The following is a 21307-nucleotide window of genomic DNA, read 5'->3' on the forward strand; positions in this document are numbered from 1 at the left end:
CCGAAGTCTCGGCTCCTGCTATGAGCCGAGGGCGCTTGGCTGGTCCCATTCTGATTGGAAGGCGCGAACAAGCTAACGAAATCACTGCGAGAGGCACATGCATTTGAGATCGGTTCTGAGCGGCACGCTTGCGCTGCTGCTCCTATCAGGCGTCACCGCCTTGGCTAGTGGCACAGGGCAATCAACCGACAGCGGCTTTACCTTCCATCTTCCCAGTATCGAATTGCCGGGGTTTTTTGGTCAAAAGAAGAAACCGGACCAGGTTCAGCTGGTGCAGTCCGATCCTGCCGCTGTCACCAGCCTGGAAGAGCAACTGCGGCAGATGAACGGCAAGATCGAGGAACTCAATTTCCAGGTCCTGCAGATGCAGGAGCAGATTCGCAAGCAGCAGGAAGATAATGAATTCCGCTTCCAGCAGCTGGAAGGTGGCGGCACGCAAGGCGGGCAGCCCCCGGCGCAGAAGAAATCGGACGCCACCACCGGCCCCGACAACGACGTGGCGGCGGCCCCGGCAATACGGGCGCCGGCCGATGCCGGCGCCGCGCCCGCCAACGACCAGTCGGCAGGCGGCAAGACGGTCGAGGACGTCATCGTCGAATCTCCCGATGGCGACCCCGGCAAGGTCATTCCCGGTACGGGAGCGCCGGAAAAGAATTTCGGCACCATCACCGTCGACAAAAATGGCAATGTCATCGATGCCGGCGGCAACACACAATCGACCGCGCCGGCGCAGGACACCGCGCCAGTCGCCGGGGCGGCGCCCAAGGCCGGCAAGTCCGACACGGTAGTCGCGGCGTTGCCCGCCACCAACAACCCGGAGGAGCTTTACCGCAACTCATACCAGTTCATCCTCTCGGGCGACTACGGCACCGCCGAGCAGGGTTTTCGCGACCACATCGCCCGCTTCCCCAGGGATGCGAAGGCGGCGGACGCGCATTACTGGCTGGGCGAGTCATTGCTCGGCCAGCAGAAATACCGCGATGCGGCCGAGACTTTCCTTGCCGCCAGCAAGGACTACCCCAAGGCCAAGAAAGCTCCCGACATGTTGCTGAAGCTCGGCGTGTCGCTGGTCGGCCTCAAGCAGCATGATGTTGCCTGTGCCACCTTCAGCGAGGTCGGCAAGCGCTACCCTGATATTTCCAGTGCGCTCAAGGAACGCGTCAAGCAAGAGAAGGCTCTGGCTGCCTGCTGATCCTTGTCCTACATGTCGTTGTCCTGAAACCGGGATCACTTTTGGGCGACATGCATTATGCTCGACACCGAGCCGGACCTTTCGTCTAACCCTTTTTCGCATATCGATTTTACCAGCGGCGCTGTTGCGGCCGTGTCCGGCGGCAGCGACTCGACCGCCCTGCTCCTTCTTCTCAGACACCATCTCGACCGTACGGCGCCGGCAACCAAGCTGCTGGCGGTGACGATCGACCACGGTTTGCGGTCCGGTTCGGCTGCGGAAGCGCAAGCAGTGGCGAAGCTGTGCGCCAGACTCGGAATTTCACACCGCATCCTGACATGGTCGGGCCCCAAGCCATCGACCGGCCTGCCCGCCGCCGCTCGCGAGGCGCGCTACCGGCTGTTGTCCGAAGCGGCACAAGCCGAAGGCGTCGGCATGATCCTCACCGGCCATACCGCCGATGACCAGGCGGAGACGGTGTTGATGCGGCAAGCGCGCGCAGAAGGATTGGCGCGGGACGAGGGCCAAGGCCATGCCGAAATGGCAGGCCGGGGACTTGCCGGCATGGCGCCGGCCACCCTGTATGACTCTCGCGCGTGGATCGTGCGGCCGCTTCTCGGGTTGCGGCGCGCGGCGCTGCGAGATGTCCTGCGGCGTGAGAATGTCGGCTGGGCCGACGACCCGACCAATGCCGACGAGGCTTTCGAGCGGCCGCGCATGCGGGCAGCCCTTGCCGACGGCAACGGTGCACAGCGCATCGGCGATGCACTGGCGTTGGCCGCGCATGAGGGCCGCGCGCGCAGTCAACTCGGCCTCGCCGCCGCTAGTTTGATCGGCGATTTCGCGACCCGGCTGTCCTGCGGGCTCATTCGTCTTGATCCGCTTTTGCTGAACACAGGTGACGAGCGAGCGGCCGTCTATGCGTTGCGTATCCTGCTGGCCATGGCCGGCGGAATTGCCTTCCTGCCGGATCAGGCCCGCAGCGAGACTCTGTTCGGTCGGCTGAGGGCTGGATTTCTTTGCGCCACATTGTCGCGGACGGTTGTGGATTCCCGGCGCTCCGGCATCTTCCTGCGCCGCGAGGCGCGCGGCCTGCCCTCCGCCGCTGCCATCACGGACGGCACCGTCTGGGATGGCCGCCGGCGCATCACATTGAACGACAGCAGCAGCGCATTGTTGATTGCCCCGTTCGGCGCAGCAGCGGCGAAGCGGCTGGCGAAGGGCGATGGAAAAACCCCGCCGAGCCTGATGCGCGCCGCGCTCGCCGCCGAGCCGGCGTTGTGGCAGGCCGGTGAATGCCTTGATTTGTCGGGGGATAGCCGGGCGCCAATGGCGGTTGAAGTGCGGCCGGTCGTTGCGCCCTTTGCCCGCTTCCTGCCGTCCTTCGACCTGGCGCCGGCGCGGGCCGTGGCCGGGCTGATTGGCGCGGCCCCGGTGCCGCCCTTGCCTTTCAGCGGCCACAGTGCCGGCTGATGGTTGCGCGAAAGCTTAACCCAGACGTGCTGTTCTGCTTGGCAAGGGGGGACGCTCTCCCTATGTTAGGCGCAAGTTTCCTCTCATGACGCGTGTCCGCCCCGCGGACGCCAACGGGACAATTGATGAATCCGAACTATCGCAACCTCGCGCTCTGGGCGATCATAGCGGTCCTGCTCATAGCCCTGTTCAATCTGTTTCAGACGCCGCAGACGCGAGGGGCCTCCAGCGATGTGCCTTATTCGCAGTTCCTGCAGGATGTCGCGGCGGGCCGGGTCAAGACGGTGACCATCGCGGGCGCCCGTATCAGCGGCACCTACACCGACAATGCCAGCGGCTTCCAGACCTATTCGCCCGGCGATCCTTCGCTGGTCTCGCGGCTGCAGGACAAGAACGTCACCATCAATGCGCGGCCTGAAACAGACGGTTCCAATTCGCTGTTCGGCTATCTGATCTCGTGGCTGCCGATGATCCTCATCCTCGGCGTCTGGATATTCTTCATGCGCCAGATGCAGTCCGGCTCCGGTCGCGCCATGGGCTTCGGCAAGTCGAAGGCCAAGCTGCTCACCGAAGCGCATGGCCGCGTCACCTTCCAGGACGTTGCCGGCGTCGACGAAGCCAAGGAAGATCTGGAAGAGATCGTCGAGTTCCTGCGCGATCCGCAGAAATTCCAGCGGCTCGGCGGCAAGATTCCGCGCGGCGTGCTGCTTGTCGGCCCTCCGGGAACCGGCAAGACGCTGCTCGCCCGCTCGGTTGCCGGCGAAGCCAATGTGCCGTTCTTCACCATTTCCGGTTCTGACTTCGTCGAGATGTTCGTCGGCGTCGGTGCAAGCCGCGTCCGCGACATGTTCGACCAGGCCAAGAAGAACGCGCCCTGCATCATCTTCATCGACGAAATCGACGCTGTCGGCCGTCATCGCGGCGCCGGCCTCGGCGGCGGCAATGACGAACGCGAGCAGACGCTGAACCAGCTCCTGGTCGAGATGGACGGCTTCGAGTCCAACGAAAGCATCATCCTGATCGCTGCCACCAACCGGCCCGACGTGCTCGATCCGGCACTGCTCAGGCCAGGCCGCTTCGACCGCCAGGTCGTGGTGCCGAACCCCGACATCGTCGGCCGCGAGAAGATCCTCAAGGTGCATGTGCGCAACGTGCCGCTGGCGCCCAATGTCGACCTCAAGGTGATCGCGCGCGGTACGCCGGGCTTTTCCGGCGCTGACCTGATGAACCTCGTCAACGAATCCGCGCTGATGGCGGCACGGCGCAACAAGCGCCTCGTCACCATGGCCGAATTCGAGGACGCCAAGGACAAGATCATGATGGGCGCCGAGCGCCGCTCGTCGGCCATGACGCAGGCCGAGAAGGAGCTGACCGCCTACCACGAGGCAGGCCACGCCATTCTCGCGCTGAACGTGCCGTCGGCCGATCCGCTGCACAAGGCCACGATCATCCCACGCGGTCGCGCGCTCGGCATGGTCATGCAGTTGCCCGAAGGCGACCGTTATTCGATGAGCTACAAATACATGATCTCGCGGCTCGCCATCATGATGGGCGGCCGTGTCGCCGAGGAGTTCAAGTTCGGCAAGGAAAACATCACCTCGGGTGCCTCTTCGGATATCGAGCAGGCGACCAAACTGGCGCGCGCCATGGTCACACGCTGGGGCTTTTCCGACAAGCTCGGCCATGTCGCTTATGGCGACAACCAGGAAGAAGTGTTCCTCGGCCACTCGGTGGCGCGCACGCAGAACGTGTCGGAAGAAACGGCGCAGATCATCGACGCCGAAGTGCGCCGCCTGATCGACGAGGCCTACTCATCGGCGAAGTCCATCCTGACCAAGAAGAAGAAGGAATGGATCGCGCTGGCGCAGGGCCTGCTGGAATACGAGACGCTGTCCGGCGAGGAGATCAAGCAGTTGATCGCCGGCCACAAGCCAGCGCGCGACCTTGGCGACGACACGCCGCCGAGCCGTGGCTCTGCCGTGCCGAAGTCCGGCGGCCGGCGCAAGAAGGGGCCGGAGCCCGAAGGCGGCATGGAACCGCAGCCATCGAGCTGAGCTTGACCACTGATTTCATCGAACGCCGCGGCTTGCTCCGCGGCGTTTTTTGTTTTTGGCGTTGGGGAGGAGTTGTCCGCGACCTCGCATCTGCGACGATGACGATTGGCGAAAGCCTAGGTGATAGCCAATCTCCCCCCTTGCGGGGGAGATTGGCAACGTCGCCACGGGCGTGCCCTCGAAGGCAACAAAGAAGGCCCGCGAACCCTGCGGTTCGCAGGCCTTCTCTTCTTCAGATGTCTTGTCGCTCAGCTCTTCAGCTTGGCATTGCACAGGCTGTAATAACCGCCGCCCTTCTGGATCCAGCGAAGGCCGTTCAACGTGCCCGCGTCCTTGTTGCCATGGTAGCCCTGGAGACAGGTCTTCATGCGCGCCTTCGCGGGCTTTTCGGTCTTGAACTCGGCGGCCAGCGTGGTTGGGAATGTCACGCCCGCGGGCGCTACAGTGGGGGCGACCGCCGCGCTGGTTTCCTTTTTCGTCTGCGGCTCGGTTTTGACCGTATCCTCGCTGACACTGTCCGCTGCTGATGTCGCGCACTTCTCCTTGCGAAAAGCCGTCCAGTCCATGCCGTTCAGAGTGCCGCCTTCCTTGGCTGTTCGATAGGTCTCGCCGCATTCCTTCATCGTCAGTGCGCTTGCGGGGGCGACGCTCCAAGCGACAAATGCGGTCGCAGCCAATACCGCCAATTTCAAACTGTGCATAAGACCCTCCTGGTTGATAATAAGTTTGACGTCTTTTTGTATATGGTTTGTTCTTTATATGTTCAACAGAATCTTTTCGGACTACCGATGAGCTTGGCGGTGGGCAGTGTAGGCGAATTGATGATGCCGGCAGCCCGGCGACATGCAGATGCGAGCAAGGCAGTGTGCGTCTTCGCGCAACAAAAAAGGCCCGCGCATCTTGCGATGCGCGGGCCTTTGTTTGGAGACTATGGCTAAGCGATCAGCTCTTGAGCTTGGCGTTGCACAGGCTGTAGAAGCCGCCGCCCTTCTGGATCCACTTCAGGCCGCCAAGCGCATTGGCGTCCTTGAGGGCATAGTACTGGTCGAGGCAAGTGTGCATGCGGCCTTTTCCGGGGGTCTCGCTGGCATATTTCGCCGAGATCGCGGACGGGAAAGCGACGCCCTTGGGCGCAGCCGTCGTCGGCTTCGCCGGCTCCTTGGTGTAGCTCGCCTCGTCGGCGGCCGGCACGCTGTCGTCATCCGAGGCGCCGGTACCGCATTCGGCCTTGCGGAAGTCGTTCCACTTCATGCCTTTCAGCGTGTTGGCCGTCTTGGCAGCCTGATACTTGGTGCTGCATTCGGCCATGCTCAGGCCCTTGCCGTCGGCGGGAGCCGCGGCTGCCTTGGTGGCTGCCGGCTTGGCGGCGGCAGCGGCGGATGCACCGGCGGCGCATTCGGACTTGCGGAAGTCGTTCCACTTCATGCCGTTCAGCGTGCCGGCGGCCTTCGCCGCCTGGTATTTGGTGCTGCATTCCTTCGCCGTCAGGCCCTTGGCCGTGCTGTCGTCCGTCGCGGCGGCAGCCTTGGCCGGCTTCGTCTCGGCAGCCTTCGTGGTGTCAGTTGCTTTCTTGGTATCGGCCGGCTTGGCGTCGGTCGTCGCGGCGGCGTCGGTGCCGCACTGAGCCTTGCGGAACTGGTTCCAGGTCGCGCCGGCGAGTGTCCCCGCATCCTTGGCGGCGTTGTACTTCGTGCTGCACTCGGCCATCGTCAGTGCGTTGGCTGGCGCGGTCAGGAACAAGGTCGCGACGGCGAGGCCGGTCAAAGTGGCAAGTCGGTGGATGAGCATAGCGTTTCTCCGTTGCAGCAGCCCATGATACGTCCCTGCAAATCAATACCGCTCAACGGGCGGTTGCGCCAGATGCTAAGTGGCGTATATATCGCCGAAGACCGGTTTCTCCCGATAAGGTGATGAAATCGTTGTTTGTTGCCTGGTCCAAAGCAAGATTTTGCTGGTGCATCCGCGCTGAAAGGCTCGCATGACTTGTATATTGCAACATGGCAGTCTGGGCATGTCAGGTTGCGGCCACATGTGTGCAGTGCACAACAATGGTTTTCTAAGGATTGGTAACGTATAATCACACAATGTGATCATAGCGCCCTGGCCAATTGTGGCATGACGTGCCGGGGAAGAAACGTCGAGGAAGCTGACTAGCATGGCAGGGAATTATTTCGGCACGGACGGCATTCGCGGACGCGCCAACAAGTTTCCGATGACGGCTGAAATCGCGATGCGGGTCGGCATGGCCGCCGGCCTTTCCTTCCAGCGCGGCAGCCATCGACATCGTGTCGTGCTCGGCAAGGACACCAGGCTTTCCGGCTATATGATCGAGAATGCCATGGTCGCCGGTCTTTGTGCCGCCGGCATGGACGTGTTCCTGCTCGGCCCGATCCCGACTCCGGCTGTCGCCATGCTGGTGCGTTCGCTGCGCGCCGATATCGGCGTCATGATCTCGGCCTCGCACAACCCCTATTACGACAACGGCATCAAGCTGTTCGGACCCGACGGCTACAAGCTCTCCGACGAAATCGAGGAGCGCATCGAGAGCATGCTCGACAAGGATATCGAACTGGCGCTCGCCGATTCCGACGGGCTTGGCCGCGCCAAGCGCGTCGATGGCGTGCATGACCGCTACATCGAATTCGCCAAGCGCACCTTGCCGCGCTCGATGTCGCTCGCGGGCTTGAGGATCGTCGTCGATTGCGCCAATGGCGCGGCCTACAAGGTGGCGCCCGAGGCGCTGTGGGAACTGGGCGCCGAAGTCGTCGCCATCAATGTCGAGCCCAACGGCTTCAACATCAACAAGGAATGCGGCTCGACCCATCCGGCCGGCCTGCAAAAGAAGGTGCACGAAGTGCGCGCCGACATCGGCATCGCGCTCGACGGCGACGCCGATCGCGTCGTCATCGTCGATGAAAACGGCGCGATCGTCGATGGCGACCAGATCATGGCGCTGATCGCCGAATCCTGGCACCAGAGCGGGCGGCTTGCGGGCGGCGGCGTCGTTTCGACGGTGATGTCCAATCTCGGCCTCGAGCGCTTCCTCGGCGGCATGAAGCTGCAATTGCACCGCACCAAGGTTGGCGACCGTTATGTCGTCGAGCATATGCGCGCGCATGGCTTGAATGTCGGCGGCGAACAGTCGGGCCATATCGTGCTGTCGGATTTCTCGACCACCGGCGACGGCCTGGTTTCGGCGCTGCAGGTGCTGGCCTGCATCAAGCGGCAGGGCCGGCCGGTCAGCGAACTGTCGAAGAAATTCGAACCCGTGCCGCAGCTTCTGAAGAACGTCCATATTTCCGGCGGCAAGCCGCTCGAGGAGGCGCCGGTCAAGGCCGCCATCGAAGACGCCCGTAACCGCCTCGGCAAGACCGGACGGCTGGTTATCCGGCCATCAGGGACAGAACCGCTGATCCGCGTGATGGCCGAAGGCGACGACCCGCAACTGGTCGAGTCCGTCGTCAACGGCATCGTTGAAGTCATCTCGGAAACGCGCAGCGCCGCCTGACCCCAGCGCGTCCAGCAGGACGTGGATCGGACAACCAGGCGCGCCGCGCTCCCTTAACCGGTCCAAGGCCCGCCCCTCGGCGGGCTTTTTCTTGTCAGCCGCCACTTTTTTCGGTGCCCGTAAATCTCGCGCCAATCCCTAGAGTTTCGAGATTCGTGGTTAAGCAACAGGGTTAAACGCCTTTTAACCTTTGCAATTCATTATCCACGACTGAAAGCCAATCGCATTTCGGACGGATTCGCCGTTCCGAGCTTCTCAGGGGTGACAAGCATGTTCAAGACAGCAAGAAAGGTCCTGCTCGCCTTCCTGTTCGCAGGCCTGGCAGGACCGCTGTTCGCAGCCGACCTGCCGGAACCGATGGTCGAAGAGGCTCCGCCTCAGGCTGTCTACGAGCAGCCGGTCGAGGTCGGCGGCTGGTACATCCGCGGCGACATCGACTATCACAAGTCGACCGTGCGCGGCATCGACTATATGACCTACACCGTCGATCCCTGTAACTGTACGGTTACGCCCGGCACCAGAAGCTTCGATTTCGGCAAACTCAAGGGCGGTTTCTCGCTCGGCGCCGGCGTCGGCTACAAGATCAACGATCACTTCCGGACCGATTTGACCGCCGACTACTGGTTCAAGTCGAACTTCAACGGGGGCACCTCGGACATCAACGGTACTTCGACCGAAGTATCGAAGATGAGCGCCCTGTTGCTGCTGGCGAATGCCTATGTCGATCTCGGCACCTACCATGGCATCACGCCTTACGTTGGCGCCGGCATCGGCGGCGCCCGCGTCAAGTGGGATGATGTCTACGACCCGAACACCACCGAGTTCAATCCCGGCAGATCAAGCTGGCGTTTCGCCTACGGTCTGATGGCCGGCGCTTCGTACTGCCTGACCGACAAGATCATTCTCGATGCCGGCTACCGCTTCTCCCATATTCAGGGCGGCCGCATGTTCGACTGGAACATCACCAGCTCCGGTCCCGGCTTCGACCGTGGCATCAACACGCACGAAGTGCGCGGTGGCCTGCGCTACCAGTTCGGTGGCAGCAATGGTTGCGCCGCGCCGGTCGTGGCCTACCAGCCCGAACCCGAGCCGATCTACACCAAGTAACGCCATCTACATCACTTGAATTCTTCGAAAACCGTCCGGCCTCAAGCCGGGCGGTTTTTCGTTTGGGCCGCCTGGAATCGACAGGGGAAATGAATTCGCTAACGCTCTGTTAGCCTTAACCGGCACTTAACCACTATGGTTAACAATGCTCCTTGAAACGATGGCTGCCGCTGCGATTGCGGGCTGAGCCAAATTCGGGAGTCGGGGACCATGAAACTTACATCGCGTATGGCGCTGGCGCTCGGTGCACTAGCCCTCCTGCCGCTGACGCCGGTGCACGCGGCCGATTATGACCCGCCGATCTACGTCGACCAGGCGCCCGACTACGTCCCGGTCGAGGTCGGTTCCGGCTGGTACCTGCGCGGCGACGTCTCCTATCTGGCGCAGAAGAGCTTCAAAAATGAGGATTTCGCCTTCACACCTTCGCCACCTGCAAGCTTCAGCGACAAAGAAGATCCGATCTTTGCCAGCATCGGCTTCGGCTACCATTTCAACGACTATCTGCGCGCCGACCTCAATCTCGGCTATCTGCCTGGCAACGAGATCGGCGTCGGCTATGACGATTCAGCGACTGCGGCAGAGCCGACCGTGGCGTCGGCATCCCTGAAGAACTACGCCTTGTCGGGCATACTCAACGGCTATGTCGATCTTGGCACCTATGTCGGCATCACACCCTATCTCGGCGCCGGTATCGGGGTCGTTCGCAGCAAGCGCAGCCTGTCGGCAAGCTATTTCACCGACAATGGCGACGACACGGACGATTTCGCCGTAAGTGACAGCAAGACCCAGTACTCGCTGGCCTACACGCTGAATGCGGGCCTCGCCTATCAGGTATCGAAGAACGTTTCCGTCGACCTGGGCTATCAGTATTTCTCCGCCCCGGACGCTGAATATGTGACGGCTGAGAGCCTGACCTCCTATCCGGTCAAAAAAGGTATCAGCAACCATCAGGTCAAGCTCGGGCTGCGCTACGATCTCTGGTAGGCGCGGCGAGCACGAGGTTCAGGACGGCGGATCTTCGGGGTCCGCCGTTTGCGTTTGAAGTCACGACATCCCGATCAGGGATCGCCGGTATCCCGGCAGCGACAAAAACTTTCCTCTTGACGCCCGAAGTCTGAACGCATATCGCCGTCCGTGGGCCACCCCTCCCCAACGAGGGGCCACTATCTGGAAGGATAGACCACGATGACGACGCATACGAAGCCCGGACTCCGTCCGGCAAACCCCAATTTTTCCTCAGGTCCCTGTGCAAAACGTCCCGGCTGGTCGGTCGAGGCGCTGAACAATGCCGCGCTCGGCCGTTCCCACCGCGCCAAGATCGGCAAGACCAAGCTCGAACAGGCGATCGAGCTGACGCGGGAGATTCTCCAGGTCCCGGCGGGTTATCGCATCGGCATTGTGCCGGCGTCGGACACCGGTGCGGTCGAGATGGCGCTGTGGTCGCTGCTCGGCGAGCGCGGCGTCGACATGGTCGCCTGGGAGAGCTTTGGCTCCGGCTGGGTCACCGACGTGATCAAGCAATTGAAGCTCGCCGATGTGCGCAAGATCGAAGCCGGCTACGGCGAACTGCCTGATCTTACCAGGATCGATTTCGACCGCGATGTGGTCTTCACCTGGAACGGCACCACGTCGGGCGTGCGCGTGCCGAACGGCGATTTCATTCCCGCGGACCGCAAGGGCCTGACCGTCTGCGATGCGACTTCCGCCGCATTCGCGCAGAGGCTCGACTTCGAAAAGCTCGATGTCGTCACGTTCTCCTGGCAGAAGGTGCTGGGCGGCGAGGGCGCTCACGGCATGCTGATCCTGTCGCCTCGTGCCGTCGAGCGGCTGGAGACCTACAAGCCTTCATGGCCGCTGCCGAAAATCTTCCGCCTGACTTCGGGCGGCAAGCTGATCGAAGGCATCTTCAAGGGCGAGACCATCAACACCCCCTCGATGCTGTGCGTCGAGGATTACCTCGATGCGCTCAACTGGGCGAAGTCGACCGGCGGCCTCGACGCGCTGATCGCCAGGGCGGATGCCAATGCGGCCGTCCTCGATCGCTTTGTCGGCAAATCCTCCTGGCTCGGTCATCTCGCCGTCCAGCCGGCGACACGGTCGAACACGTCCGTCTGCCTGTCCTTCACCGATCCGGACGTGTCCGAGCTCGACGCCGACGGGCAGGCGGCTTTCGCCAAGGGGCTGGTGTCGGTGCTCGACAAGGAAGGCGTCGCCTACGATATCGGTGCCTATCGCGACGCACCGCCCGGCCTGCGCATCTGGTGCGGCGCGACGGTCGAGACGTCGGATCTGGAAGCGCTGCTGCCCTGGCTCGACTGGGCCTTCGCCGCACAGAAGGCGTCGCTCAAAGCGGCGGCCTGAGATCATTCGCGGCGGCCTCCGGGCCGCCCATTCCCATCAGGATCAAATCCATTTCAAGGAGGTCGCCATGGCGCCCCGCGTTCTCGTCTCAGACAAACTCTCCCCCACCGCCGTGCAGATATTCAAGGATCGTGGCGTCGAGGTCGACTATCTGCCCGATCTCGGCAAGGACAAGGAAAAGCTCGCCGAAGTGATCGGCCAGTATGATGGCCTCGCCATCCGTTCGGCGACCAAGGTCACCGAAAAGCTGATCAACGCCGCTACCAATCTCAAAGTCATCGGCCGCGCCGGCATCGGCGTCGACAATGTCGATATCCCGGCGGCAAGCCGCAAGGGCATCATCGTGATGAACACGCCCTTCGGCAACTCGATCACCACAGGCGAACATGCGGTGGCGATGATCTTTGCGCTGGCGCGCCAGATCCCTGAAGCCAACGCCTCGACCCATGCCGGCAAATGGGAAAAGAACCGCTTCATGGGCGTTGAGATCACCGGCAAGACGCTGGGCGTCATCGGCTGCGGCAACATCGGTTCGATCGTCGCGACACGCGGCGTTGGCCTCAAGATGCACGTCATCGCCTTCGATCCGTTCCTGTCGGACAGCCGTGCCGAGGAGCTTGGCGTCGACAAGGTCGAACTCGACGAACTGTTCGCCCGCGCCGATTTCATCACCCTGCACACGCCGCTGACCGACAAGACGCGCAACATCATCGATGCCGCGGCGATCGCCAAGATGAAGAAGGGCGTGCGCATCATCAATTGCGCACGCGGCGGTCTGATCGTCGAGGCCGACCTGATCGCGGCGCTGAAGAGCGGCAAGGTCGCCGGCGCCGGCGTCGACGTCTTCGAGGTCGAACCCGCCGAGAACAACGAACTGTTCGGCATGGAGAATGTGGTGGCGACGCCGCATCTCGGCGCCTCGACGACGGAGGCCCAGGAGAATGTCGCGCTGCAGGTTGCCGAACAGATGGCCGACTATCTGATCAAGGGCGCCGTCTCCAACGCCATCAACATGCCGTCGATCACCGCCGAGGAGGCGCCGCGGTTGAAGCCGTTCGTCAAGCTTGCCGAGGTGCTCGGCGCCTTCGTCGGCCAGGTCACCGAGGATCCGATCAAGGAGGTCGAGATCCTGTTCGACGGCTCCACCGCGACGATGAACACGCGCGCGCTGATCAGCGCCGCACTCGCCGGGCTGATCCGGCCTCAGGTCTCGGACGTCAACATGGTGTCGGCGCCGATCATGGTGAAGGAGCGCGGCATCATCGTCGCCGAGGTCAAGCGCGACAAATCGGGCGTGTTCGACGGCTATATCAAGCTGACCGTGAAGACCGAGCATATGACGCGTTCGATCGCCGGCACATGCTTCTCGGATGGCAAGCCACGCTTCATCCAGATCAAGGGCATCAACCTTGATGCCGAGGTCGGCCAGCACATGCTCTACACCACCAATGCCGACGCGCCGGGCATTATCGGGCTGCTCGGCACTGTCTGCGGCGAGAATGGCGTCAACATCGCCAACTTCCAGCTCGGCCGCAACCGGCCGGGCGGCGATGCCATAGCGCTGCTCTATCTCGACGCGCCGTTCCCGGAAGCCGTGCTGGAAAAGGTCAAGGCGCATAAGTCGATCGACTCGGCCAAGCGGCTGCAGTTCGACGTCAACGCGATGTGATCGAGGACAGGGGTCGCCCTCGTTGAACCGGCCGCCGCGGCGGCCGGTTCAGGTCAACTCGTCCGAGCCATCGGAGACACCCACGCGATGTCGGTAGACCAGTTCCCAGCCCTTCCAGCCCGTAAACAGCAGGATGAGAACCACGATCAGCGATAGGACGAAGCCGGTTGGCATCACGGCCGCCGCTCCGCCCGCATACCGCGAGTACCAGTTGTAAAGCTCGATCAACACGACGAGTACATTGCCGCCGGCATGGAGCCATGCCGTCGTGAGATTGCGGATCTGAACATCGCCGAGAACATCCGTCAGGCCAGCAAGCGCAGCCAGGGCAGCCATGATCAGGCCTGCGCCGAGAAGCCAAAGCGACCCGGTGACCCATCCGGGATCGGCTGTTCGCCAGAAGATAAGATCGCAAACGAAGGTGCCGACGAAAAAAGCAATCGGAAACGGAATCAGCATGGGATGGATAGGGTGACCAGCGATGCTTGCCGTGCTGCGAGGGTTGTGGCTCATCATGTCGCCTCCCTGCCGTTCAAACTCCGCTGGAGGTGAAATGTTCCAAGTGGGGACGCGGCAGGGTTTATGCCGCCGTTCCGCGGCCATTGGCGAAGTCCAGGCCGTTCGCGTGAATTGCCGCGACGGCGGAGGGCGTCAGCCGCCACATGTCATCCGCGGTGGTCCGCCAACGCCATCTTGCGCCCGCTGTATTCGGCAAGTCCGATGCCGCCCAGCACGAGCACCAAAGCCAATGCCTGATAGAGGTGGAACGTCTCGCCGACGATCAGCACCGATAGCAGCGTGCCGAAGATCGGCACCAGATTGATGAACAGGCCGGCGCGGTTGGCGCCGATCAGTTCGTTGCCTCTGATGTAGAAGATCTGCGAAACGACGGAGGCGCCGATCGCCGTATAGACGATGACGGTCCAGCCGCGCGCGTCGGGCATGATGACCTTGCCGGCGACGACCTCCCACAGGAAGAACGGCAGCGAAGTGACGAGTGCCGCAACCGACAGGGCCAGCATCAGGCTTTGCCAATGCATCACTGGTTTCAACCGCAGTCCGACCGAATAGCCGCTGTAGAGAAACACGGCGACCAGCATGATGGCGTCGCCGAAATTGAGTTCCAGCGTCAACAACCGGCGCGGGTCGCCATGGCAGGCGGTGAGGATCACGCCGGCGATGGTCAGCACGACGCCGACAATCTGAGCCCAGTTCACGCGCAGGCGGAAGAAGACGAAATTGGCAGTCATGATCAGGATCGGCATCGCCGCCTGTTCGATCGAGACATTGATCGCTGTCGTGTAGTTGAGCGCCGTGTAGAAGATGGTGTTGAACAGGGTGAAGCCGCTGGCGCCGAGGGCGACCAGCACGAACCAGTGCTTGCGGACGACCGGCCAGTCCTTCTGGATGGTCTTCCAGCCGATGGGCAGCATGATCGCCACGGCCAGAACCCAGCGCAGGAAGACCAGCGTCATCGGCGAGACGTGATCGACCGCCAGCTTGCCGGCCACCGAATTTCCGCCCCAGAGCAAGGTGGTGAGCAGCAGGAATATGTAGGCGCTTCGATGCATCGCGGGATTCCAGTCGCCGGAGCTGCGGTGTTTGCCGGCCTATTGCCCTCGCTCGCCCAAGTAAATGATGTCAAAGCCGAAAATTGTTGTGCCTCAGGGCATTTTCGACGGCAAAGAAAGGTCGCGCTCGCGAGGTCTTGACGTTATAGAGGCCTGTCGTTTCGAACCATATTCAAGCCGCTTGGCGGCGTCTCAAGGGAAAAGAAACATGGCCAATGTGGTGGTCGTCGGCTCGCAGTGGGGTGACGAAGGCAAGGGCAAGATCGTCGACTGGCTGTCGGAGCGGGCCGATGTCGTGGTGCGTTTCCAGGGCGGCCACAATGCCGGCCATACGCTGGTCGTCGACGGCAAGGTCTACAAGCTGTCGTTGCTTCCGTCGGGCGTCGTGCGCCAGGGCAAGCTGTCCATCATCGGCAATGGCGTCGTGTTCGACCCGCATGCTTTCGTCGCCGAGGTGGCCAAGCTCAAGGCGCAAGGTGTCGAAGTGGCGCCGGATCGCCTGAAAATAGCCGAAAACACAGCGCTTATCCTGTCCCTGCATCGGGAGCTGGACGGATTCCGTGAGGACGCCGCATCCAATTCCGGGACGAAGATTGGCACGACCCGTCGTGGCATCGGCCCCGCCTACGAGGACAAGGTGGGCCGGCGCGCGGTCAGGGTGATGGACTTGGCGGATTTGGAAACACTGCCCGTGAAGGTTGACAGGCTGCTGACGCACCATAATGCGCTGCGTCGGGGGCTTGGCCATGCGGAAGTCACGCATGACGCGATCATGCAGGAACTGACCTCGGTCGCCGACGACATCCTGCCCTATATGGACCGGGTCTGGAAAATCCTCGATGACAAGCGCCGGGCTGGCGAGCGTATCCTGTTCGAGGGCGCGCAGGGCACGCTGCTTGACATAGACCACGGCACCTATCCATTCGTGACCTCGTCGAACACGGTTGCCGGACAGGCTGCCGCCGGCTCCGGCGTCGGCCCAGGCGCTATCGGCTATGTGCTCGGCATCACCAAAGCCTATACGACACGCGTCGGCGAGGGTCCGTTCCCGACCGAGCAGAAGAACGAGGTCGGCGAATTCCTCGGCACGCGCGGCCATGAATTCGGCGTCGTCACCGGCCGCAAGCGCCGCTGCGGCTGGTTCGACGCGGTGCTGGTACGCCAGGCCGTCGCTGTCAACGGCATCAAGGGCATCGCGCTGACCAAGCTCGACGTGCTTGACGGGCTGGACGAGATCAAGGTCTGCACAGGTTATCATCTCGACGGCGAGATGATCGATTATCTGCCGGCAAGCCAGGGTGCGCAGGCACGTGTCGAACCGGTCTACGAGACGCTCGAGGGCTGGAAAGGCACCACTGCCGGCGCGCGCAGCTGGAACGATCTGCCGGCCCAGGCCGTCAAATACGTCCGCTACATCGAAGAGCTGATCGGCGCCCCGGTCGCACTCCTTTCCACCAGCCCGGAACGGGACGACACGATACTTGTGACCGATCCGTTTCAAGACTAGTTTCTGAAGCCTTTTCCGGGCATCGCGGCCGATTTGCGGGGGCCGGCGCGGAAACAAAATACAGGTCGACTGAAGCATGGCAGATTACGTTGCTATTCTGAAAAAGGCGCTCGGCAAGCATGGCGACGAGACGCCGGAAAAGCGTACGCGCATCTATGCCAGCGTTCGCACCATGCTGGCGAAGAAGCTTGAGGAATATTCGCCGCCGCCGGCCGCCGAAGCCATAGCCACGCAGATGCGTTCGCTGGAAGACGCGATCGCGAGTGTCGAGCGGGACTATGCCAAGAGCCTGCCGGAGACCGATCCGCTGGCGGAGCTGGAACACATCTTTTCGTCGATCGATCGCAACAAGAATCAGCCGAGCCATACACGGCAGCCGGCCAAGGCCGAATCGGCCTGGCCGGCACCGCCCGCTGCAAAGCCTGAATCTTATCAGCCCGCGCCACCACCTGCCGCCAAGGTCGAGCCGAGCTGGCAAAGGGCGACGCCGGCGCCTTCCCAGCTGGCTCGCGCCGACACGCCTCTTCCAGGTATGGATGCCGACGAGGAGGAGGACGAGGCAGATGTCTTTTCCAGCGACGAAGAGCCGGTGTCGGATACCTTCCAGCGCCTGCGTCCCGCCGAGCGCAAGCGCAGCTATGGTGGGCTGATCACGGCCGTCGTCGCTCTTCTGGTCGTAGCCGGCGGCGGCTACGGAATCTGGCTGAACAAGGATGCGTTCGGCAAAATGCTTGGGCTTGGCGGCAATCAGGTCGCCAAGACCGAGCCGGTGAAACCAGCGCCTGCCAAGCCGGCAACCGATGCCGCGGCAACGCCTCCGGCGCCCGCGGCTGGCGGCACGGAAGCCGAAAGCACGAAATTCACGCAGCGGCTGACGCCGCAGGGCAGTGAAGTCGACCCGGGTCCGGCCGGTGGCCAAAGCGGCATCGGCGAAGGCGAATCGGTCGCCGCGCTGACCACGCCGCCCTCGGCGACGAACCCACCGGCGATTTCCGCTCCGGCCGCAGGCACACCTGCCGCGGCAGCGCCCCCCGCTACAGGTGCCGCCCCCGCAACACCGCCTGCCAACGGAGCTGCCCCGGCAGCGCCAGCCGATGCTGCCGGCACGCCGACCGCACCGGCCGGCGCCGCGCCGCCCGCCACGGCAGCTGCGCCTGCGGAAGCCGCTCTGCCTGTCGGCCAGAAGGCGATCTTCTATGAGGAGCGTACCAGCACTGCCCAGGGTTCCGCCGAGCCCGGCAACATCGTCTGGTCGCTGGTGCAGGAATCGCCCGGTGGCGACCTGCCGCCGGAGCCGGCGATCCGCGCCGAGGCCACCATTCCCGGCAAGGACATCCAGTTGCGCATGACCATCCGCCGCAACACCGACCAGACACTGCCGGCCAGCCATATCATCGAGATGATCTTCCTGACGCCCGACGGTTTCGAGGGCGGCGGTGTCGACAACATCCTGCGCGTCGCCATGAAGGGTTCGGAGCAGGATGCCGGCAGCCCGTTGATCGGCATTCCGGCCAAGATCGCCGACGGCTTCTTCCTCGTCGCGCTCAACGATACCAAGGCCGACGAAGACGCCAACATGACCCTGCTTCGCGGCCAGGACTGGATCGACGTACCGGTCGTCTACAAGACCGGACGGCGGGCACTGCTGACCATGGAAAAGGGCATTCCCGGCGAGAAGGTGTTCGACGAGGCAATCAAGGCCTGGCAGGCGAAGACGGCGGGCTGAGAAGGAAGCCGGCCCGAAGCCTCGTTGACTCAGAAGCCCTGGAACAACATATCGAGCGCGGCGACGATGTCGTCGTGGTGCCGGGAGAGATTTCCCTCGGCATCCGGCAATTCAGAGGCCATCAAGGCTGACATGAACTGCGTGACCATTACATGATCTTTGCCATCGATAGCGAAGGTCGGATTTAGTCGGCGGCCCGGAACCGGTGCTATGTTGGGCGGCATCAACGGAATGACGACTCTTGTGCTCAGTCCTTCAAGAAGGTCGGACTGAACATCGAGAAAATAGCCGCCGCCTTCAGCATTCCGATAAAGATCGTAACGTGCCATCAAAACAGCCGGTATTTGGCTAATGGCAGTCCGTTGCGCCTGACATATTCATTGGAGCTTTCAATGGCTTGTTTGTTTTCCTCTTGCCATCGACGCGTCTTTTCCGCCGCAATCGCTTTCGCGATCCCCGCCTCGGCGGCACGGGAAATGTTGATGCCCAACGCTTTCGCGTCGCTGATCAACTGGGAATCGATGGACGTGTTGACGGATTGCCGTTGAGGTTTTGGTGTCGATTGAAGCATGGAAATCGCTCTCTTTTATGCGCATAATATAGGCGCATAAAAGTTCACACACAATCCCTTACCCTTCCATCTCCTCGCGCAGCATCTCCAGTTCCAGCCACTCTTCCTCCAGCGCCGCCAGCGTGGCGCGCTCCTTGTCGAGGGCGGCGATGGTTTTCTGGAAGGAGGCCGGGTCGCGCTCGTAATAGGCCGGATCGGCGATGTTGTTCTCCAGCCTTGAGATCGAAGCCGTCACAGCCTCAATTTTCTTGGGCAGCGATTCCAGCGCGAATTTCTGTTTGAACGACAGTTTCTTCGCCGGCCCCTTTGGCGCGGCCGCTTCACTTCTGGTCGTCACTGGCGCTTCGCCGTTTTCGGCCTTCGCGCGCGCCTGGCGGTCGTCCAGCCTGGTGCCGCCGCGCTGCGCCAGCATGTCGGAGTAGCCGCCGGCATATTCGATCCAGCGGCCTTCACCATCCGGCGCGATCAGGCTGGTCACGGTGCGGTCGAGGAAATCGCGATCGTGGCTGACCAGGATGACGGTGCCGGCAAAGCCGGCGACCAGTTCCTGCAGCAGTTCCAGCGTCTCCATATCGAGATCGTTGGTCGGCTCGTCGAGCACCAGAAGGTTTGCCGGCCGCGCCAGCACCCGCGCCAGCAAGAGCCGTGCCCGTTCTCCGCCGGACAACTCGCGCACCGGCGTGCGTGCCTGCTCCGGCTTGAACAGGAAATCCTTCATGTAGGAGACGACGTGGCGCTGCTCGCCATTGATGACGAGGTTCTCGCCGCGCCCGTCGGTGAGATATTGCGCCAGCGTCTCCTGCGGGTCGACCGCCTCGCGCTTCTGGTCGAGCGTGGCGATCTCCAGATTGGTGCCGAGCCGCACCGAACCGGCGTCCGGCTTCATCTCGCCGGTTAGCATCTTCAAGAGCGTCGTCTTGCCGGCGCCGTTCGGCCCGACCAGGCCGACGCGATCGCCGCGCTGGATGCGGGTCGAAAACCCCTTGACCACGGTGAGATCGCCAAAGCTCTTCTCGATGTTCTTCGCCTCGATCACCAGCTTGCCGGACTCGGCGGCGTCGCTCGCCACCATGGTCGCCGACCCTTCGGCACCGCGATGGCCGCGAAAACGCTGGCGCATGGTCTGCAACTCGCCGAGCCGGCGCATGTTTCGCTTGCGCCGCGCCGTCACGCCGTAGCGCAGCCAATGCTCTTCGCGAACGATCTGGCGGCCGAGTTTATGCTGCTCGCGCTCTTCTTCCTCCAGGACCAGGTCGCGCCATTCCTCGAAATGGCCAAAGCCCTTGTCCAGCCTGCGGGTCTGGCCGCGATCGAGCCAGATGGTGGCGCGCGACACACGTTCGAGAAAGCGGCGGTCGTGCGAGATGACGATCAGTGCCGAGGAGGTGCGGATGAGTTCTTCTTCCAGCCATTCAATGACCGAGAGGTCGAGATGGTTGGTCGGCTCATCGAGCAGCAGGATGTCTGGCTCCGGCGCCATGACGCGGGCAAGGGCAGCACGCCTCGCCTCGCCGCCCGACAGATCGTTCGGACGTTCCTCACCCGACAGTCCGAGATGCTCCATCAGATAGCTGGCGCGGTAGGGATCGTCGGCAGGGCCAAGCCCGGCCTCGATATAGGCGCGGACAGTCGCAAAGCCCTCCATGTCGGGCATCTGCGGCAAATAGCGGATAGTTGCCGAAGGCTGGCGGAACACCTCGCCGTCCTGCGGCTCGATCAGGCCAGCGGCGATCTTCAGCAGGGTCGACTTGCCCGACCCGTTGCGGCCGACCAGTGCAATCTTGTCGCCGGCCGAAGCCGTCAAGGCGGCGCCGTCGAGCAGCGGCGTGCCGCCGAAGGTCAGTTTTATCCCGTCGAGGTTGAGAAGAGGCGGGGCCATGTCAGCTTTCAGGTAAGGGATAGGGATGAGCGAGCAGCATCGCGCGGCCATGGTCCAGTGCGATTTCGAGGCGGCCCTTGACCTCGTTGGAGATGGTCAGCGACGAACCGAACGCCACCTTGACGTGGTTCAGCGGCCATTTGGCGCCGGTGACGGTCAGGCCGGCGAGCTCGGAAAAGCCGAGCACCGAAAACAGCGTGCCATCGGCATAGTCGAAGCCGGCCGTTCCGCGCAGCAGGGGAATGCCCTCCTGGGCGCCGCTGGTCAGGAGCACATCAGTCCCGGCCTCGGCCAGCCGGAGGGCAAGCGCCAGATGCAGGAAAGCGTGGTCGGCGCGCTTGCCGCCGAAAGCACCGGCGAGCACCAGGCGGGTCGCGCCGCGCTCGAGTGCGGCGGCAATGGCCAGTTCGCCATCGGTCTGGTCCTTTTCCGCCGGGAAGGTCCGGCGCGGCACGGAAGCGAGATCGTCAGGCAGCTTGGCTGGCACGGAATCGAAATCGCCCACCCACAGTTCGGGCACGAGACCCAGCAGCCGCGCATGCCCGATGCCGGCGTCGGCGGCGATGACGCGGGAGCCTTCGGCCTGGCGGTCGAGCCGTGGCGTGCGGATGAGATCGCCGCCAAGCAGGATGGTGAATGTGCTCATATCGTGTGGCCCTTACCAGCCCGGCACGGGAAACGGAAGGCGGCAAACTCCCACTTGCATGGGG

Annotated in this window: 18 protein-coding genes; 10 read left to right on the plus strand and 8 right to left on the minus strand. The window is 62.8% G+C overall.

Going from position 1 to position 21307, the window contains the following annotated elements:
• Positions 1 to 97: 97 nt before the first annotated feature.
• The 3 genes from ybgF (at position 98) to ftsH (ending at position 4698) form a co-directional block, all read left to right on the plus strand.
• Positions 98 to 1192: a tol-pal system protein YbgF gene (gene ybgF, locus NKI21_RS05655; RefSeq protein WP_128305347.1), complete on the plus strand. Its 1095-nt coding sequence runs from the start codon at positions 98 to 100 to the stop codon at positions 1190 to 1192.
• 57 nt (positions 1193 to 1249) lie between these two features.
• Positions 1250 to 2644, plus strand: a complete 1395-nt coding sequence (gene tilS / locus NKI21_RS05660) for a tRNA lysidine(34) synthetase TilS (RefSeq protein WP_352440958.1) — start codon at positions 1250 to 1252, stop codon at positions 2642 to 2644.
• A gap of 125 nt (positions 2645 to 2769) precedes the next feature.
• Positions 2770 to 4698 carry an ATP-dependent zinc metalloprotease FtsH gene (gene ftsH / locus NKI21_RS05665; protein ID WP_023811859.1) on the plus strand — a complete coding sequence of 643 codons (1929 nt, stop codon included), beginning with the start codon at positions 2770 to 2772 and terminating at the stop codon, positions 4696 to 4698.
• 248 nt (positions 4699 to 4946) lie between these two features.
• On the opposite strand, the gene NKI21_RS05670 is transcribed toward ftsH, so the two are convergent.
• Together NKI21_RS05670 and NKI21_RS05675 are read right to left on the minus strand one after the other, a co-directional pair.
• Complete coding sequence (locus NKI21_RS05670; protein WP_023811860.1) at positions 4947 to 5399, minus strand: hypothetical protein; 453 nt, start codon at positions 5397 to 5399, stop codon at positions 4947 to 4949.
• Positions 5400 to 5640: 241 nt separating this feature from the next.
• The gene (locus NKI21_RS05675) at positions 5641 to 6486 is read right to left on the minus strand and encodes a hypothetical protein (RefSeq protein WP_352440957.1); all 846 of its coding nucleotides are present in this window, start codon (positions 6484 to 6486) and stop codon (positions 5641 to 5643) included.
• Between the two features lie 367 nt (positions 6487 to 6853).
• Between NKI21_RS05675 and glmM the strand changes: the two genes are divergently transcribed.
• The 5 genes from glmM to serA all read left to right on the plus strand — a co-directional run bounded on the left by glmM (position 6854) and on the right by serA (position 13343).
• Positions 6854 to 8206, plus strand: coding sequence for a phosphoglucosamine mutase (glmM, locus tag NKI21_RS05680; protein WP_023811863.1), 1353 nt, complete (start codon positions 6854 to 6856; stop codon positions 8204 to 8206).
• Between the two features lie 270 nt (positions 8207 to 8476).
• Positions 8477 to 9313 (plus strand): outer membrane protein, encoded by an 837-nt coding sequence (locus tag NKI21_RS05685; protein ID WP_023811864.1) that lies wholly within the window; start codon positions 8477 to 8479, stop codon positions 9311 to 9313.
• 210 nt (positions 9314 to 9523) lie between these two features.
• Entirely contained in the window at positions 9524 to 10297 is a 774-nt protein-coding gene (locus NKI21_RS05690) for an outer membrane protein (protein WP_023811865.1), read from the plus strand.
• A 201-nt stretch (positions 10298 to 10498) separates the two neighbouring features.
• Positions 10499 to 11674, plus strand: coding sequence for a phosphoserine transaminase (locus NKI21_RS05695; protein WP_023811866.1), 1176 nt, complete (start codon positions 10499 to 10501; stop codon positions 11672 to 11674).
• A gap of 67 nt (positions 11675 to 11741) precedes the next feature.
• Positions 11742 to 13343: a phosphoglycerate dehydrogenase gene (gene serA, locus NKI21_RS05700; protein ID WP_352864860.1), complete on the plus strand. Its 1602-nt coding sequence runs from the start codon at positions 11742 to 11744 to the stop codon at positions 13341 to 13343.
• A gap of 48 nt (positions 13344 to 13391) precedes the next feature.
• On the opposite strand, the gene NKI21_RS05705 is transcribed toward serA, so the two are convergent.
• Both NKI21_RS05705 and NKI21_RS05710 read right to left on the minus strand, forming a co-directional pair.
• Complete coding sequence (locus tag NKI21_RS05705) at positions 13392 to 13856, minus strand: DUF2231 domain-containing protein (protein WP_352441038.1); 465 nt, start codon at positions 13854 to 13856, stop codon at positions 13392 to 13394.
• 152 nt (positions 13857 to 14008) lie between these two features.
• On the minus strand, positions 14009 to 14914 hold the full coding sequence (locus tag NKI21_RS05710) for a DMT family transporter (RefSeq protein ID WP_023811869.1): 906 nt from the start codon (positions 14912 to 14914) through the stop codon (positions 14009 to 14011).
• Positions 14915 to 15122: 208 nt separating this feature from the next.
• On the opposite strand from NKI21_RS05710, the gene NKI21_RS05715 reads away from it, so the two are divergent.
• Together NKI21_RS05715 and NKI21_RS05720 are read left to right on the plus strand one after the other, a co-directional pair.
• Positions 15123 to 16421, plus strand: a complete 1299-nt coding sequence (locus NKI21_RS05715) for an adenylosuccinate synthase (RefSeq protein ID WP_023811870.1) — start codon at positions 15123 to 15125, stop codon at positions 16419 to 16421.
• 76 nt (positions 16422 to 16497) lie between these two features.
• Positions 16498 to 18147 (plus strand): hypothetical protein, encoded by a 1650-nt coding sequence (locus NKI21_RS05720; RefSeq protein ID WP_352864863.1) that lies wholly within the window; start codon positions 16498 to 16500, stop codon positions 18145 to 18147.
• Between the two features lie 29 nt (positions 18148 to 18176).
• Here NKI21_RS05720 and NKI21_RS05725 read toward each other — a convergent pair whose 3' ends face one another.
• Genes NKI21_RS05725 through NKI21_RS05740 form a run of 4 tightly spaced genes read right to left on the minus strand, consistent with a single transcriptional unit; the run spans position 18177 to position 21243 of the window.
• Entirely contained in the window at positions 18177 to 18476 is a 300-nt protein-coding gene (locus NKI21_RS05725) for a CcdB family protein (RefSeq protein ID WP_127297430.1), read from the minus strand.
• A complete protein-coding gene (locus NKI21_RS05730) occupies positions 18476 to 18718 on the minus strand; it encodes a type II toxin-antitoxin system CcdA family antitoxin (RefSeq protein WP_352864866.1) in 243 nt (80 codons plus the stop codon). Before NKI21_RS05730 ends, NKI21_RS05725 begins: the two co-directional genes overlap by 1 nt.
• Positions 18719 to 18776: 58 nt before the next feature.
• Positions 18777 to 20597: an ABC-F family ATP-binding cassette domain-containing protein gene (locus tag NKI21_RS05735; protein WP_352864869.1), complete on the minus strand. Its 1821-nt coding sequence runs from the start codon at positions 20595 to 20597 to the stop codon at positions 18777 to 18779.
• Position 20598: 1 nt separating this feature from the next.
• Positions 20599 to 21243: a thiamine diphosphokinase gene (locus tag NKI21_RS05740; RefSeq protein ID WP_127297429.1), complete on the minus strand. Its 645-nt coding sequence runs from the start codon at positions 21241 to 21243 to the stop codon at positions 20599 to 20601.
• Positions 21244 to 21307 lie beyond the last annotated feature (64 nt).

Source organism: Mesorhizobium sp. M0715 (genome assembly GCF_040320355.1).
In the GTDB taxonomy this organism is placed as follows: domain Bacteria; phylum Pseudomonadota; class Alphaproteobacteria; order Rhizobiales; family Rhizobiaceae; genus Mesorhizobium.

Bases quoted from the DNA above. Each gene is read 5' to 3' on its own strand.
- NKI21_RS05720 (WP_352864863.1), top strand. From the start codon at position 16,498: ATGGCAGATTACGTTGCTATTCTGAAAAAGGCGCTCGGCAAGCATGGC.
- NKI21_RS05670 (WP_023811860.1), bottom strand. From the start codon at position 5,399: ATGCACAGTTTGAAATTGGCGGTATTGGCTGCGACCGCATTTGTCGCT.
- NKI21_RS05710 (WP_023811869.1), bottom strand. From the start codon at position 14,914: ATGCATCGAAGCGCCTACATATTCCTGCTGCTCACCACCTTGCTCTGG.
- NKI21_RS05715 (WP_023811870.1), top strand. From the start codon at position 15,123: ATGGCCAATGTGGTGGTCGTCGGCTCGCAGTGGGGTGACGAAGGCAAG.
- NKI21_RS05690 (WP_023811865.1), top strand. From the start codon at position 9,524: ATGAAACTTACATCGCGTATGGCGCTGGCGCTCGGTGCACTAGCCCTC.
- ybgF (WP_128305347.1), top strand. From the start codon at position 98: ATGCATTTGAGATCGGTTCTGAGCGGCACGCTTGCGCTGCTGCTCCTA.
- NKI21_RS05740 (WP_127297429.1), bottom strand. From the start codon at position 21,243: ATGAGCACATTCACCATCCTGCTTGGCGGCGATCTCATCCGCACGCCA.
- NKI21_RS05725 (WP_127297430.1), bottom strand. From the start codon at position 18,476: ATGGCACGTTACGATCTTTATCGGAATGCTGAAGGCGGCGGCTATTTT.
- NKI21_RS05705 (WP_352441038.1), bottom strand. From the start codon at position 13,856: ATGAGCCACAACCCTCGCAGCACGGCAAGCATCGCTGGTCACCCTATC.
- NKI21_RS05685 (WP_023811864.1), top strand. From the start codon at position 8,477: ATGTTCAAGACAGCAAGAAAGGTCCTGCTCGCCTTCCTGTTCGCAGGC.
- NKI21_RS05675 (WP_352440957.1), bottom strand. From the start codon at position 6,486: ATGCTCATCCACCGACTTGCCACTTTGACCGGCCTCGCCGTCGCGACC.
- NKI21_RS05695 (WP_023811866.1), top strand. From the start codon at position 10,499: ATGACGACGCATACGAAGCCCGGACTCCGTCCGGCAAACCCCAATTTT.
- ftsH (WP_023811859.1), top strand. From the start codon at position 2,770: ATGAATCCGAACTATCGCAACCTCGCGCTCTGGGCGATCATAGCGGTC.
- serA (WP_352864860.1), top strand. From the start codon at position 11,742: ATGGCGCCCCGCGTTCTCGTCTCAGACAAACTCTCCCCCACCGCCGTG.
- glmM (WP_023811863.1), top strand. From the start codon at position 6,854: ATGGCAGGGAATTATTTCGGCACGGACGGCATTCGCGGACGCGCCAAC.
- NKI21_RS05730 (WP_352864866.1), bottom strand. From the start codon at position 18,718: ATGCTTCAATCGACACCAAAACCTCAACGGCAATCCGTCAACACGTCC.
- NKI21_RS05735 (WP_352864869.1), bottom strand. From the start codon at position 20,597: ATGGCCCCGCCTCTTCTCAACCTCGACGGGATAAAACTGACCTTCGGC.
- tilS (WP_352440958.1), top strand. From the start codon at position 1,250: ATGCTCGACACCGAGCCGGACCTTTCGTCTAACCCTTTTTCGCATATC.